Source organism: Kitasatospora sp. NPDC057595 (genome assembly GCF_042800875.1).
Classification (GTDB): domain Bacteria; phylum Actinomycetota; class Actinomycetes; order Streptomycetales; family Streptomycetaceae; genus Kitasatospora.
On record NZ_JBHVGL010000006.1, the window covers coordinates 84,572 to 98,847 of the forward strand.

Below are 14,276 nucleotides of genomic sequence, written 5' to 3' on the forward strand. Positions count from 1 at the left end.
CCCTGAAGCCTGAGGTCCGCCACCATGCCCACCCTCACCACCGACTACCGCCCCGCCAACGTGGCACTCGTTCGCGCCGTCGCCCGCCCCGGCCCGCCCGTTCCCAGCTGGCCGGACCTCGACGACGAAAGCCCTGCTGCGGCCCACCGGCAGAAGCAGTGGCTGCGCACGGTGTGGGCGGACGAACGGCTCGCCCAGGCCCTCGAATTGGCCAGCCCTGCCCTTGCCGAGCGGGTCGCCCAGCTGATCGCCGCCCCAGATCCGGGCGCACGCGAGGTACGGCGCGCGGTGCGCTCCACCGCCCGCTACCTCGTTCGAGCGACCCGCCGCCCGACGCCGTTCGGGTACTTCGCCGGTGTACAGGCAGCCTCGTTCGGCCCCACTGCCGACCTGCGATGGGGCGACGAGCACCTCATTGTCACCCGTGTCTCGACCGCCCGGCTCGCTCGGGCGATCGAGTACCTGGAACGTTGCCCCGCTGTGCTCGCCCGCCTGGACGTCGCGGCGAACAACACAGTCCAGGCGCGCGGCGACCGCCTCGTCGTTCCGCACCGGCCACTCGCCAGGCCCGACCACGGCACCGCCGCCGAGACGAGCCTGCGCCACACACCACCCGTCGCGCTCGTGCTCGCTGCCGCCCACCGTCCGTTCCCCTTCCAGGAGCTGGCCGCCAAAGTCCACACCGAGTTCCCTGGCGCGACCGGCGACCAGGTCACCGGCGCCCTGTCCGAGCTCGTCGCCCACCAGGTGCTCATCACGAACCTGCGTGCCCCGGCGACCGAAACCGATCCCGAGGGGCACCTCCTCGCGGCTCTGGAAAGGGTCGGCGTGGAACACAGCGAGGAGGTAGCAGAGGTCCTGGCGGATCTCCGCGCCGTCGACGGCGGTCGTCCCGAGCCGGCCGTCGACCTCCGGCTGGACGCCGACCTCGTGCTCCCGCAGGCGGTGGCCGAGGAGGCCGCCCGAGCCGCCGGTCTGCTGGCGCGGCTCAGCGCCGCCCCCAACGGCACGGCAGCCTGGAGGGCCTACCACCAGAGGTTCTACGAGCGCTATGGCCGCGGCGCGCTGGTCCCGCTGCTCGACGTCGTGGCCGACAGTGGGATCGGCTGGCCCGACGGCTATCCCGGCGCCCGACCGATCACGGCACCGCGCTTCGACGAGCGCGACGAACGGCTCGCCGCGCTCGCCCAGCGGGCCGCGCTCGACGGTGAGCGCGAAGTCGTCCTCGACGAGGCGTTGCTGTCGGTGCTCGGATCGGGCCCGGCCGAGCCGCGTCTGCCTCCGCACCTGGAGGTCGTCGCCCGTCTCCATGCCGCTTCCCGGCAGGCCCTCGACCGGGGCGAATTCCGATTGGAGGCCGTGTCGGCGTCCCGCGCGGCCGGCGTCTCCGTCGGACGCTTCCTCCACCTGCTCGAACCCGGGCACCGGACAGCCTTCACCGGCATGCTGGCGAACCTGCCGACGATGGACGAGCACGCCGTGACCGCACAGCTCTCCTACCCGCCACTGGACGCGGCGGCCGGCCACGTCGCCCGGAGCGTGGCGACCGGCCAGCTGGTGATCAGCCTCGCCGAACACCGTCCCGCCGCCGACGGCGTCCTCGGCCCGCAGGACCTCGCGATCGGCTGCGACGGACGGCGCATGTACCTGGCGGCACCAGCGCTCGGTATCCGGGTCGAGGCCGCCGCCACCCACGCGCTGAACCTGCGCACCCACACCCCACCGCTCGCCCGGCTGATCACCGAGCTGTCCCGTGCCCAGAGCGCGCAGGTCACCCGCTTCGACTGGGGCTCGCTGCACGCGCTGCCGTTCCGGCCCCGGCTGCGGCACCGACGCGTCATCCTCTCCCCCGCAGCCTGGCGGCTCACCGCCACCGAACTCCCCGTGCGGACCGCCTCGCAGCAACTGTGGGACGAGGCCCTCACATCATGGTTGACACGCCGCCGGGCTCCTCGGCACGTGATGCTGGCTGCGAACAGCCAGGGCCTTCCGCTCGACCTCGACCAGCCCGGCCACCGGGCCCTGCTCCGTGATCACCTACGGTCCGCCGCGCACGCGGTCCTCGTCGAGGAGCCCGACCCGGTCGACCTCGGCTGGGCCGACGGCCGGGCCCACGAGATCGTCGTCCCTGTCACCGCCACCCGCACCCCGGCCTGGCCACGTCTTCCCAAGCCCACCACGGCGAGGGTGCTCCAGCGGGGCCACGGCGACGCCCCGGGCACCTCCCCCGTGCTGCTCGCCGCCCTCTACGGCGACCTGGAACGCCAGGACACCGTCCTCGCCCGGCATCTGCCGGACCTCCTCGCCCGCCTCGGGCACCCGAAGTGGTGGTTCGTCCGCTTCCGCGACCCGCGCCAGCACCTACGACTGCGCATCGCCCTTCCCGATCCAGCCGCCTTCGGCCCCACCGCCACCGCGATCAGCACCTGGACCGCCGAACTCCATCAGGCCGGGCTGCTCTCCGAGGTCGTGTACCCGACCTCCTACACGGAGACCGGACGTTGGGGAGAGGGCCCCGCGTGGTCCGCAGCAGAGGCGGTCTTCCGTGCGGACTCCGCCGCCGTCCTCGCCCAGCTGTCCCAGCCCGTGCTTCCCGGCGACCGGCAGGCCGTGCTCGCCGCCCACGCCGTCGCCATCGCCGCCGGTTTCACAGGCTCGTCCGAAGCCGGGCTCCGCTGGCTCGTCGACAACGTCCCCGCCCAGGCCCCAACTGGTGTGCCCAGGCCGGTCTTCCAACGGGCCGTGCGCCTGGCCGACCCGGCCCGTGGCTGGGCAGCGCTACGCGCCGAGCCCGCAGGCAGCGCCGTCGTCGACGCCTGGGCAGCCCGGCATCAGGCCCTCGATTCCTACCGGCGGCACTTCCCCAGCCCGCACACCCGGGGAGTGCGGGTGGACGATGTCCTCGGGTCCCTCCTCCACTGCAGCTACGTCCGCGCGCACCGCATCGACTTCGACGACGAGGCCCGGATCCTGTACCTGGCCCGCGCCGCCGCCCTCGCCCGTCTGTCCCGGGACGGTGACCAGTGACCAGCCCGCACCCGGCCCTGCGGCTGTCCGACCGGATCGCCGAACTGCTCGCCGATCCGTCGGCGGTGCCTGCCGCCTGGTCGTCGCGTCCGCACTGGCGCCAGTCCCTCGCCCACGGCGCCCCGGGCATCGCCCTGCTCCACATCGAGCGCGCCGCCACCGGCCGTGGCCCTTGGGAGACCGCCCTGGCCTGGCTGTCGGTCGTGACCGAGGCGCCGGTCACAAGCGGAGCGGACAGCTACCTGTACTACGGCGCTCCGGCGCTCGCGCACACGCTCGCCTGCGCAGCGCAGGCGCGTGCCGGCTCGTTCCGCAGAGCCCTCGCCCATCTCGACCGGATCGTGGCGGCCGACGCGGTCCGGCGCTGCGACGAAGCCGTCGCCCGGATCGGCCACGGTGAACCGCCGGCGCTGGCCGAGTTCGACACCATCCGCGGCCTGGCCGGCGTCGGTGCTGTGCTCCTGCGCCGGGCTCCGGACGGCGAGGCAATCCGGCGGATCCTGGGCTGCCTGGTCCGCCTGACCAAGGACGTCAAGCACGACGGCGCACCACTGCCGGGCTGGTGGACGTCGGACGGACCGTCCGGCAGGCCGGACGACCGGTTCCCTGGCGGGCACGCCAACACCGGTGTCGCGCACGGCATCGCGGGCCCGCTCGCGCTGCTCGCCCTCGCCGTACAGCGGGGCGTCGAGGTCGACGGGCAGCGCGAGGCCATCGGCACCGTCCTGGCCTGGCTGGCGCGCTGGCGCGACGGCCACGCCTGGCCGTACTGGATCACCCCTGCTGACCTGGCGTGCACCAGCCGAAGGCCGCTGGCACCACAGCGACCGAGCTGGTGCTACGGCACGGCCGGCGTCGCGCGCGCCCAGCAGATCGCCGCCCTCGCCCTCGACGACTCCCTGCTGCGCGACGAAGCCGAGGACGCCCTCGCCGGTGCCTTGTCGGACGCGAAGGCCCTCTCCGCGACCACGGACCTCTCGGCCTGCCACGGCTACGCCGGACTCGCCCACATCGCCCACCGCGCCGCCGACGACGCCGCGCCGCGCAACGCCGCCCGGCTGCGCTCGGCCGCCGACCTGCTCCTGGACACCGCGCACCCACCGCAGACCGATCCGGACGAACAGGCCCACCGCCTGCTCGCCACGGCAGGGCCCGCGTTCCTGGAGGGCGCGGCCGGAACCGCCCTCGCCCTGCTCGCCCCGGCCACCGGCAATACCCCGGCAACCGGCTGGGACACCTGCCTCCTCACCACCTGACCCCGACCGAGGACCAACCCGATGCCCACCGGCTGGATCCAGCACAACATCACACCCACCGACCCGGGGACGACCGAGAGTCTCGCCGCCGACCGCCTCGTCCCCGTCCTCGACGCCGCGCAACGCTCCGGCGCACTGAACAGCTGGTGGTACATGCGCAAGCAGGGCCTGCGGCTGCGCTACCGCGCCACCGCGCCCGATCAGGCCGTCACCGCGTTGCTGGACGCGGCCGCCGGGGAAGGTCTCGTCGAGCGCTGGGCCACCGTGATCTACGAGCCGGAGACCGAGGCGTTCGGCGGCCCCGAGGGCATGGACATCGCTCACCGCCTCTTCCACACCGACAGCCGTCACCTGCTGGCCCGCGCAGCCGAGAACAGCACGCCCACGCTCGGCCGAGCCGAGACCGTGGTCGTCCTCGTCTCCGCCATGCTCCGAGCGGCCGGACTCGACTGGTACGAACAGGGCGACGTCTGGGCCCGGTTCGCCCAGCTACGCGATGCCCCCGCGCCCGTGACCTCCGAGCGGGCTACCGCCCTGACCGCCTCCATGCAGCACCTGATGCGCCTCGACACCTGGGCACTCACCCGCGAGACCGCCCCGCTCGCCCACCACGCCATCTGGGTCCACGCCTTCCAGCAGGCCGGCCAGGACCTCGCCCGCCTCGCCCACGACGGCGTTCTCACCCGCGGCCTGCGCGCTGTCCTCGCCCACCACATCGTCTTCCACGCCAACCGCGCCGGCCTGCCGGTCGAATACCAATCTGCTTTGGCTGCGCGGGCGTTGGACGCCGTCTTCCATTCCGCCGAGGGCTCCGAGCCCTCGGATTCCACCATCCGCACAACCACTAGGGTCACCGATATGACTACTCTCGGCAACGAAGCCGGATCGGCCGAACAACTCCGCAGCGGGCTCGCCACCCGCCTGCTCGACCAAGGAGCCATCCGCACCGGGGCGGTCGAGGCCGCCTTCCGCGCGGTGCCCCGCGAGCCCTTCCTGCCCGGCTTCCCGCTGGACGCCGCCTACGCGGACAACCCCACCTACACCAAGGCCGACGGCTCCGGCACTCAGATCAGTGCCGCGTCCCAGCCCGCGATCGTCGCCCTGATGCTCGAACAGCTCGGCGCGCGGCCCGGGGAGAAGGTCTTCGAAGCCGGGGCCGGAACCGGCGTCAACGCCGCCTACCTGGGCCACATCGTCGGACCCGACGGGCACGTGGTGACCGTGGACGTCGACGAGGACCTCGTCGACGGCGCCCGCAAACACCTGGCCGAGGCCGGCATCACCAACGTCGACGTCGTCCTCGGCGACGGCGCGCTCGGGCACCCGGACGGCGCCCCGTACGATCGCGTCATCGCCACGGTGAGCACCAGCGAGATGCCCACGGCCTGGCTCCAGCAGGTCAAACCCACCGGCCGGATCGTGCTCCCGATGCGCCTGCGTGGCACCGCCTCCCGGACCATCGCCTTCGAGCGCGGCGAGGGCGGCTGGGTGTCGGTCGACGACCGGCTCGCCGTCTTCATGCCGCTGCGCGGCAGCATGGACGACGCCCGTCGCACCGTCACCCTCACCCGCGAGGGCGACGTCACCCTCCAGGTCCACAAGGACCAGCACGCCGCCGTCGACGCCGAACTCCTGGCCGGCGTCCTCGACAGCGAGCGCCACGAGACGTGGACCGGCGTGACGATCCCGGCCGGCACCACCTACGAGTACCAGGACCTGTGGCTGGCCCTCACCCTCCCGAACTCGATCATGCGGATGAGCGTCACCGGCAACGCCCGCGAACGCGGCGTGAACCCGATGTTCGGCTGGGGCGCCATGGCCACCGTGGACGCCGGCTCCCTCGCCTACCTCACCCTGCGCCCGGGCACGCCCGCCGCCGACGGCCGCAAGACCTATGAGACCGGCGCGATCGGGCACGGTCCAGCGGGCGCCGCCCTGGCCGACCTCGTCACCGGGCAGATCCGCGCATGGAACGCCGGCTTCCGTGACCGCACCCTGCGTATCGAACTCCCCGACGCCACCGCCACCGCGGACCCGACCGCCGGCCGCTTCGTCCTGGCCCGCCCCAACCACCCGATCACCGTCACCTGGGAGTAGCCCCCGTGCACCCGACCGGACCCGTCGCCCAGCGCTTCCCGCTGGTCGCACGCCACCGGCCCGCGTGCCTGCCCCTGAACGCCCGTGTCGGCCGGCTCTGTGAGCTGGCCGACACGGCCTCCCGGCAGGCCGACCCGGGCCTCGCGTCCACCGTCTTCAACCAGGCCGCCCTCCTCGCCTCCGACCTCGACCTGCCCGACTACGCCCGCGAGCTCTGCCACCGCCACGCCGCCCTCTACCTCGCCCGTGGACCGCTCCCCGCGATGAGCGCCATCCGCGGCCTGGAGCCGATCGTCAACCTCGCGCGCCTCCACATCCGCGCCGGCCGTCACCAGCGCGGCCACCAGCTCCTCCTCGACCTCTACAGCGCCGTCATCACCGCCACCGGCACCGTCCTCGACGGCATCGTCGTCCCCGCGCGCCTCACCGAGACCGACCAGCAGCGCGGCGAGGTCCGCACGTGGCTGTGGCGCGTCGTCATCGCCGACGGCACCCGCGCCCTCACCTCCGCCAGCCGCTGGACAGACGCCCTGCGCCACATCGAAGAGCACCGCGGCATCGGCCGGCGCATCCTCGACGGTCGCCAGACCGCCGTCCTCGCCGCCGCTACCACCGGCAATCTGCCCGGCGCCCTTGCGCTCCTGGATGACACCGAACCGGGCGCGCCCTGGGAAGACGCCGTCACCTCGGTACTCACCGCTCTGTGCCGACCCGGATGCCAGGAATCCGCCGAGGTCGCCGTAGCTGAATGCCTCGCCTACGAACCGGCCGAGGGACTGGCCGTGTTCTCCACCCGCCTCGCCCTGACCGCACTCGATGCCGCAGGCCCCGGCTCACCGGCGGCCCAGCATCTACTCAATCAGCTGACCAGCCGAACGAGTGAATCCGGCGACGGCTACGCACTGCGTGACCTCCTCGTCCACGAGGACGTCGTCAACCGCCTCGCCCCCGACCGGGCCGCCACACTCAATCGAATCCTCGCCACCTGCGCACTGGGCTCCGCCACCCTCCCCAGGGCCATACAGGACCGGCTTGAGACCGGTCTGGATCTCGCCCGGGAAGCGATCGAAAGATCCCCGTTCGACTCCAGGTCGCCCGACAGTGATCCGCTTGATCGCCACCACAGCCGATCAACACCACCGCCGAACGGTCCCGGCACCCGAGGCGCATCCCTGACTTCACCTGCTGATCAGCCCACTTGACCAGCCGGGCACCGCACGTAGTACTCCTGTCACCGCCCACTACGCCCTAAGGTTTTCCGATGCCCGAGAAGGTCACCAAAGAGAAGGTGCTCGTCTACGTCGTGCGCGACGGGCGGCTGCTGGTGTTCCGGCACACCGACTACAGCTACGAGGAGGTCGGCATCCAGGTCCCGGCCGGCAGCATCCGGCCGGGCGAGTCCCCGGAGGCCGCCGCGCTGCGGGAGGCCCGGGAGGAGACGGGGCTCGCAGACTTCAAGATCGTGCGCAAGCTCGGCGAGACCGAGTACGACATCAGCCCGTACAGGTTCGAGATCCAGCACCGCCACGTCTTCCATCTGGAGCTCACCGAGCCCACCCCGGAGCGGTGGACGAGCCAGGAGGACCACGACGGCGAGCAGGAGCCCACCCGCTTCGAGTGCTTCTGGATCCCGCTGGAGGCCGCGCACATCCTCCAGTCCGGCCAGGGCGCCCTCCTCTCACGCCTCTCCGACTAACGGCAGCAAGGAGGCAACCGAGGCGCCCACCGTGATCACGGCCGGACCGACAGGTGTTCGGCTCACCATTCACTGACTACCCGTCAGAAAAGTCAGCAAGAGGTCAGCATCGATACGAGCAGACCTTGCCGGAGACGCCCAAACTTGAGAATTGCGAGGCCACCCGCATCGCATCCCGAGGGCTGCCGATCCGGGGAGTGACCGCCCGTCGCCGGGGGTCGGAGAATGTCCGCCCGACCCTGTCGACAGCGACAGCCGAGCACGCCCTCGTGGCAGCATTCTCGCAGGTCAGCGCTGGCGTCCACGCGCCTTCAGCGGGATGTCGGGAAGCTCCGGCGCCCTCAATCGGGCCCCGTCGTAGCCGTGCACTTCGCCAAAGCGAATTCCCTTTTCCCAGTCGTTTCGTGCCTGTACGATCTCGTCACCGGATCGGCCGATGAAGTTCCACCACATGACGAGTTTTTCGGCGAAGGGTTCGCCGCCGAGGAGGAGGAAGGTGGCGTCGGTGGTGGCGTGGAGGGGGAGGGTGCGGCGGCCGGTGCCGAGGTAGAGCATGGCGCCGGGGTCGAGGGGGACAGTGTCGACGTCGACGGTGCCGGACATGGTGAGGACGGCGTACTCGAAGTCGGGCTCCAGCGGCAGGCGCAGGTCGGTGCCGGCGGTGAGGGTGAGGTCGGCGCCGACGAGGGGGGTGTGAGTGGTGCCCGGGGAGGTGGCGCCGTCGAGGGTGCCGAGGATGACGGTGGCGGACAGACCCGGGGCGGTGACGGTGGGCAGGTCGGGGTGGTGTTCGAAGGCGGGTTCGCGGTGGCGGTGGGCGTCGGGCAGGGCGACCCAGAGCTGGGCGCCGTGCAGGAAGCGGGCGTGCGGGCGGGGGGACTCCTCGGAGTGGGAGATCGCCCGCCCGGAGGTCATCAGGCCCAGCTCGCGCGGGCGCACGGTCTGCAGGCTGCCGAGGCTGTCGCGGTGCAGGACCTCCCCGGCGTGCAGCCAGCTGACCGTCTGCAGGCCCATGTGCGGGTGCGGGGGCACCTGCATGCCCGGCTCGTCCGCGATGTCGTCCGGACCGTAGTGGTCCACGAAGCACCACGCCCCCACCATCCGCCGGCCCAGGTTCGGCAGGAGCCGGCGCACGACGGTGCTGCCGCCGAGGGCCGTCTCGCGCGGGGCCAGGAGTTCGTGGACGGGGCCGCCCGGGGTGTCGGCGCGGCCGCCGCGCACGGTCGGGGTGGCGAGGTCGGGTTCAGCCATGGTGGGCCTCGTTTTCCGGAGGGCTAGCCGCGCGGGGCGGCCGGGACGATGGGGGTGCCGGCGGAGACGGCGCGGGTGACCGGGGTCCGTTCGGCGATGTCGAGCAGGCGGGCGCGCTGGGCGTCGTCGAGGTCGCCGACGAGGTCGATCCGCCGGGTGATGCGGACGGCCTTCTCCGGGCCCTTCTCGTAGCCGAGGTGGACGCGCACGGTGGTCAGCGGCCACTGCTTGCGCTGGGCGTACATCCGCAGGGTGATCGCGGTGCAGGAGCCGAGCGCGGAGAGCAGCAGGCCGACCGGGGTGGTGGCGGTGTCGGCGCCGCCGGCCAACTCGGGCTCGTCGGCGGTCAGCCTGTGGCGGCCGGAGCGGATGTCGACGCGGTAGTCGTCGGTGGTGCTGGTGGCGACGGCGGCCGCGGCGCGGACGAAGCCGGTCTCGGCGTCCGGGACTCCCCCGGTGGCCACGGCGGTCACAGGCCGAACCGCTCGTGCTGGGCGGCCGGGACGAGGTCGTGGTACTCCGGGTGCTTGGTCAGCCAGCCGCGGATGAACGGGCAGTACGGGAGCACCGCGAGGTCGTTGGCGCGGGCGTCGTCGAGCGCGGCGCGGGCGAGGACGCCGCCGAGGCCCTGACCGCCGAAACGCGGGTCGATCTCGGTGTGGATGAAGGCGATCTCGCCCGCGTGCCGGTGATACTCGGCGAAGCCGGCGAGTTCGCCGTCGGCGGTGATCTCGTAGCGGGACTTCTCGGGGTTGTCGGTGACGGTAGTCGTCGTCATCGTGGCCTCCTACGGCTTCGGAGCTTGGCGTCAGAAGTAATTTAGCATTCAACTAAAGGGCGATCAAGGCCGCCCGGCGCGAACCGGGCGGTCGGGGGAAGCCCGAGGGGGACGTCGGGAGGGGACGTCAGGAGAGTGTGATCGGCGGGGGCAGGGGGTGGCAGCCGTCCCAGGAGGCGATCTGGCCGGGCGGGCAGGAGGCCGGGCGAGTCGGCAAGGTGGGTACCGGGCGTGGCGGTACGGTCCACTCCCCCGGGCCGGGGCCCTCGGGCGGGTCGGCGGTCGGCTTGGGCGCCGGCTTGGGGGCCGCGGGCGGGGCGGCCGGCGGGGCGGCAGGCGGCTCGACCGGCGGGGGCGCGGGCGCCGCGGGGGGTGCGGTCGGGGCCGCCTTCGGAGGGGCGGTCGGGCGCGGGGACGCCGGGGCCGGCTGAGCCGGTGGGGCGGTCGGGCGCGAGGCGGGTCGGACGGGCGTCGGCTCGGCGGCCGGCGGGGCCGCCGGCTCGGCCTCGGCCGGCGGATCCGGGATCACCGGAGCGGCCGGGACAGCCGGAGCGGAGGGGGTGTCGGACGGCGGGGCTTCGGACGGCGAGGTCTCGGACGGGGCCGGCGCCGCCGCCGTCGGGGACGTCGACACGGTCGGCGGGGCGGTCGGCGAGCCCGTCGGTGACGGCTGCGTGGTGTCCGCCCCGCTCATCGCCCAGCCACCCGCGCCCACCAGCGCCAGCGTGCACACCGCAGCCGCGACGCCGGCGGCAATGCGGCGGCGCCGGGCCGTGGCTCTCCCGTCCGGGTCCTGCGATTGATCGTGCGACTGCTCCTGCGGCTGTTCCTGCTTCTGTAGCTGGTCTTCCTGCACCGTGCCTCGCCCTGTTCGATCTTCGTTCGGAATGCGCGGATGCTAGCAGCGCACACCACCGCTTCCCCACCGACGGCCGCCCGCTGCAGACGGCAGACGGCAGACGGGGGCCGACGGCGCTGAGCGACCACCCGGGTCGCTCCGCCGCCCGCCCCCGGCCGCCAGGTGCTACCGCTCGGCCAGTGCCCGCGCCCGGACCGCGCGGCGCAGCGTGTCCAGCTGGTCCACCAGGCCGCGCCGGGTCGCCGTCGTGAGGTCCGGGTCGGTCAGACAGGCCTCGGCCGCCCGCGCCGTCCGTTCGGTCGCGGCGAAGGCGGGGAATCCGGCCCGGGTGAGCACCCGGGCGAGCGCGGGTCCGCGGCGGCCGGACGCCGGTCCCAGCTCCTTGAAGTAGCGCACGGTCAGCTCCTCCAGCAGCTCGGCCTGCTCGGGCTGCCACAGGCCGTCGGCGGTGGCGGTGGCCAGGTAGTTGGAGAGCTCGCCGTGGAACAGCGCCTGCCAGGCGGCCTCCTTGGCCTCCGGGTCGGGCAGCGCGGCACGGCAGCGGGCGGCGCCCTCCTCGCTGGTGTCGCTGGGGTCGGCGGCGAACTCGGCGGCGATCTCCGGCTCGCCCGCCGCACCGAGCACGCACAGTCGCAGCAGCAGCCGCCAGCGCAGGTCCGGGTCGAGCGCCGGCCCGCCGGGCACCGTGCCGGCCGCCAGCCAGTCGCGCAGTTCGGCGACCTGCGACTCGTCGGCGGCGGTGGCGATCACGCCGCGCGCGGCCACCAGGCGCAGACCGGTGCGGTCCGGCTCGCCCTCGGTGCGCCGCAGCAGGGTGCGGCAGACCCGGGCCAGCCCGGCCAGTGCCGCCGGGCGGTCGGCCGGCGGCACCGCGCAGTCCACCACGAACCCGTGGGCGAAGGAGAGCACCGCGTCCACCAGGTGCACGGAGGTCTCGCCGGGCAGGTGGTCGGCGACCAGCTCCAGGTACTCGCCGGGCGCCAGCTCCCCGTCGCGCACCTGGTCGCGGGCGGCGCTCCAGAGCACCGCGCGGGCCAGCTCCTCGGGCACGGCGCCGAGCGAGGAGCGCACGGTCCGCCAGGAGTCGGGATCGAGGCGGATCTTGACGAAGCTGAGGTCGGTGTCGTTGAGCAGGGTCAGCTCGGCGGCGGCCACCGGCTGCGGCACGGCGCCGTCCGCCGACAGGTCGAGCGGCACCCGGTCGGCCAGTTCCAGGGTGCCGTCGGCGGTGCGGCGGTAGTGGCCCACGGTCAGCTGGTGCGGGCGCGGGACGCCGTCGGCGGCGGTGTGCTCGATGCGGCCGTCGGCCACCCGCAGGGTGTCCACGCCGGTGGTGCGCAGCCAGCGGTCGGCCCAGCCGTGGACGTCGCGGCCGCTGGCCGCCGTCAGCGCCCGGAGCAGGTCGTCGAGGGTGGCGTTGCCGAAGGCGTGCGCGTCGAAGTGGTCGTTGACTCCGGCCAGGAAGGTCTCCTCGCCGAGCCAGGCCACCAGCTGGCGCAGCGCGGCGGCGCCCTTGGCGTAGGAGATGCCGTCGAAGTTCTGCAGCGCCTGCGCGGTGTCCTCCACCGTGGTGGGTGCCACCGGGTGGGTGGAGGGGCGCTGGTCGGCGTCGTAGCCCCAGGTCTTGCGGTTGGCGGCGAAGCCGGTCCAGGCGGCGCCGAAGCGGGTGGAGGCGGCGGTGACGCTGTAGGCCATGTACTCGGCGAAGGACTCGTTCAGCCAGAGGTCGTCCCACCACTTCATGGTGACCAGGTCGCCGAACCACATGTGCGCCATCTCGTGGATCACCACCAGGGCGCGCTCCTCGCGCTTGGTGTCGTCGACGGCGGAGCGGAAGACGTACTCGTCGCGCAGGGTGACGCAGCCGGGGTTCTCCATCGCGCCGGCGTTGAACTCCGGGACGAAGCACTGGTCGTAGCTGTCGAAGGGGTAGCGGTGCCGGAAGGCCCGGTGGTAGTGGTCGAAGCCCTGCCGGGTGATCTCCAGCAGCTCGGGGGCGTCGGCGTCCAGGTGGGCGGCGAGCGAGCGGCGGCAGTGCAGGCCGAGCGGGATCCCGTCGTGCTCGGCGCGCACCGAGTGCAGCGGGCCGGCCACCACGGAGACCAGGTAGCTGCTGATCGGCGGGGTGGGCGCGAACTCCCAGCGGCCGGGCGCGACCTGGTCGGACACGCCGTTGCCGACCACGGTCCACGGCTGCGGCGCGGTGACGGACACCGTGTACCGCGCCTTGAGGTCGGGCTGGTCGAAGGAGGCGAACACCCGCGGGCCGTCGTCGAGGAAGGACTGGGTGTAGACGTAGTCCTCGCCGTCGGCGGGGTCGGTGTAACGGTGCATGCCCTCGCCGGTGTGCGAGTAGGCCATGTCGGCCTCGACGGTGAGTTCGTTCTCGGCCGCCAGGCCGGTCAGCGGGAAGCGCCCGGCCCGCAGCGCGGCGACGTCGAGCTCACGACCGTTCAGCACGACCCGGTGGAGCACGGACGGCTTGACGTCCACCTGGGTCCCGGCGCCCGGGGCGGTGCAGCCGAAGCGGATCACCGTGGTCGAGCCGAACACCTCCCGACCGCGGGTCAGGTCGAGGTCGACGTGGACCGTGCGGACGTCGAGCAGCTGGTGGCGTTCGACGGCCTCGGCCCGGGTGAGTACTGAGGTATCAGACATATCGAGCATGTTGCTCCCTCCGACGGCGAACGACACCTGGTTTTCCGTTCCGGGCGCACCGCGGTGCTCAGCGGCGTGGCGGGCTACTCGGCGGCGCGGCGGGCCGCCTTGACGCGCTCGGCCAGTTCGGCGGCCGGGATGCGGCGGGGCGTGCTGCCGTGGCGGGCGGCCAGCGCGTCGGCGGGGTCCGGCGAGGTCTCCGCGAGGTCGAGCACCAGCATGCTGTGCCCCTCGTCCACCTCCTCGCTGAGCACGATCAGGCCGGCGCCGCCCTCGTGGTCGCGCCAGGTCTCGGCGGCGTTGCCGATCACCGTCCCGGCGGCCCAGCCCAGCAGGACGCCGATCGGGCCGCCGAGCAGTCCGGCGAGGCCGCCGACCACGCCCGCGCCCACGGTCGGCGCGCCCGCGCCGCGCACCTGGCTGGCGGGGAAGTCCAGGGTGCCGTCGGCCAGGCGCTCGACGATCGCGGACTGGCGCAGGCCCGGCAGGTGGGCGGCCTCGTCGAAGGCGGCCCGGCAGGCGGCGTGGTCGGTGAAGTCGAGCAGCAGGACGTGGTGGTTCTCGCTCATGGTCGCGACGGCTCCTCGCTCGGCGGTCGGTGGGTCGGTCGGTCGGTGCCGGGGCGCGGCGGCGCGGCACGGGACCAGTCCAGCA

At 73.5% G+C, this 14,276-nt stretch carries 10 protein-coding genes; 5 read left to right on the forward strand and 5 right to left on the reverse strand.

Annotation, left to right across the window (positions count from 1 at the left end; genetic code table 11):
• Positions 1-24: 24 nt before the first annotated feature.
• From ACFU9E_RS12070 to ACFU9E_RS12090, 5 genes are read left to right on the forward strand one after another with little or no spacing between them, the layout of a single operon-like run.
• Positions 25-3,027 carry a lantibiotic dehydratase gene (locus ACFU9E_RS12070; RefSeq protein WP_380682279.1) on the forward strand — a complete coding sequence of 1,001 codons (3,003 nt, stop codon included), beginning with the start codon at positions 25-27 and terminating at the stop codon, positions 3,025-3,027.
• Positions 3,024-4,283, forward strand: coding sequence for a lanthionine synthetase C family protein (locus ACFU9E_RS12075; protein ID WP_380682280.1), 1,260 nt, complete (start codon positions 3,024-3,026; stop codon positions 4,281-4,283). The genes ACFU9E_RS12070 and ACFU9E_RS12075 overlap by 4 nt, the downstream gene beginning before the upstream one ends.
• 21 nt (positions 4,284-4,304) lie before the next feature.
• On the forward strand, positions 4,305-6,380 hold the full coding sequence (fxlM, locus tag ACFU9E_RS12080; protein ID WP_380682281.1) for a methyltransferase, FxLD system: 2,076 nt from the start codon (positions 4,305-4,307) through the stop codon (positions 6,378-6,380).
• Positions 6,381-6,385: 5 nt separating this feature from the next.
• Entirely contained in the window at positions 6,386-7,582 is a 1,197-nt protein-coding gene (locus ACFU9E_RS12085) for a hypothetical protein (RefSeq protein WP_380682282.1), read from the forward strand.
• Between the two features lie 59 nt (positions 7,583-7,641).
• Positions 7,642-8,076, forward strand: coding sequence for an NUDIX domain-containing protein (locus ACFU9E_RS12090; protein ID WP_380682283.1), 435 nt, complete (start codon positions 7,642-7,644; stop codon positions 8,074-8,076).
• A 288-nt stretch (positions 8,077-8,364) separates the two neighbouring features.
• Here ACFU9E_RS12090 and ACFU9E_RS12095 read toward each other — a convergent pair whose 3' ends face one another.
• The 5 genes from ACFU9E_RS12095 to ACFU9E_RS12115 all read right to left on the reverse strand — a co-directional run bounded on the left by ACFU9E_RS12095 (position 8,365) and on the right by ACFU9E_RS12115 (position 14,191).
• Positions 8,365-9,327, reverse strand: coding sequence for a pirin family protein (locus ACFU9E_RS12095; protein ID WP_380682284.1), 963 nt, complete (start codon positions 9,325-9,327; stop codon positions 8,365-8,367).
• 23 nt (positions 9,328-9,350) lie between these two features.
• Entirely contained in the window at positions 9,351-9,800 is a 450-nt protein-coding gene (locus tag ACFU9E_RS12100; RefSeq protein WP_380682285.1) for an OsmC family protein, read from the reverse strand.
• On the reverse strand, positions 9,797-10,105 hold the full coding sequence (locus tag ACFU9E_RS12105; protein ID WP_380682286.1) for a GNAT family N-acetyltransferase: 309 nt from the start codon (positions 10,103-10,105) through the stop codon (positions 9,797-9,799). Before ACFU9E_RS12105 ends, ACFU9E_RS12100 begins: the two co-directional genes overlap by 4 nt.
• A gap of 1,024 nt (positions 10,106-11,129) precedes the next feature.
• Entirely contained in the window at positions 11,130-13,622 is a 2,493-nt protein-coding gene (gene pepN / locus ACFU9E_RS12110) for an aminopeptidase N (RefSeq protein WP_380682287.1), read from the reverse strand.
• 83 nt (positions 13,623-13,705) lie between these two features.
• Positions 13,706-14,191, reverse strand: coding sequence for a histidine kinase (locus ACFU9E_RS12115; protein ID WP_380682288.1), 486 nt, complete (start codon positions 14,189-14,191; stop codon positions 13,706-13,708).
• Positions 14,192-14,276 lie beyond the last annotated feature (85 nt).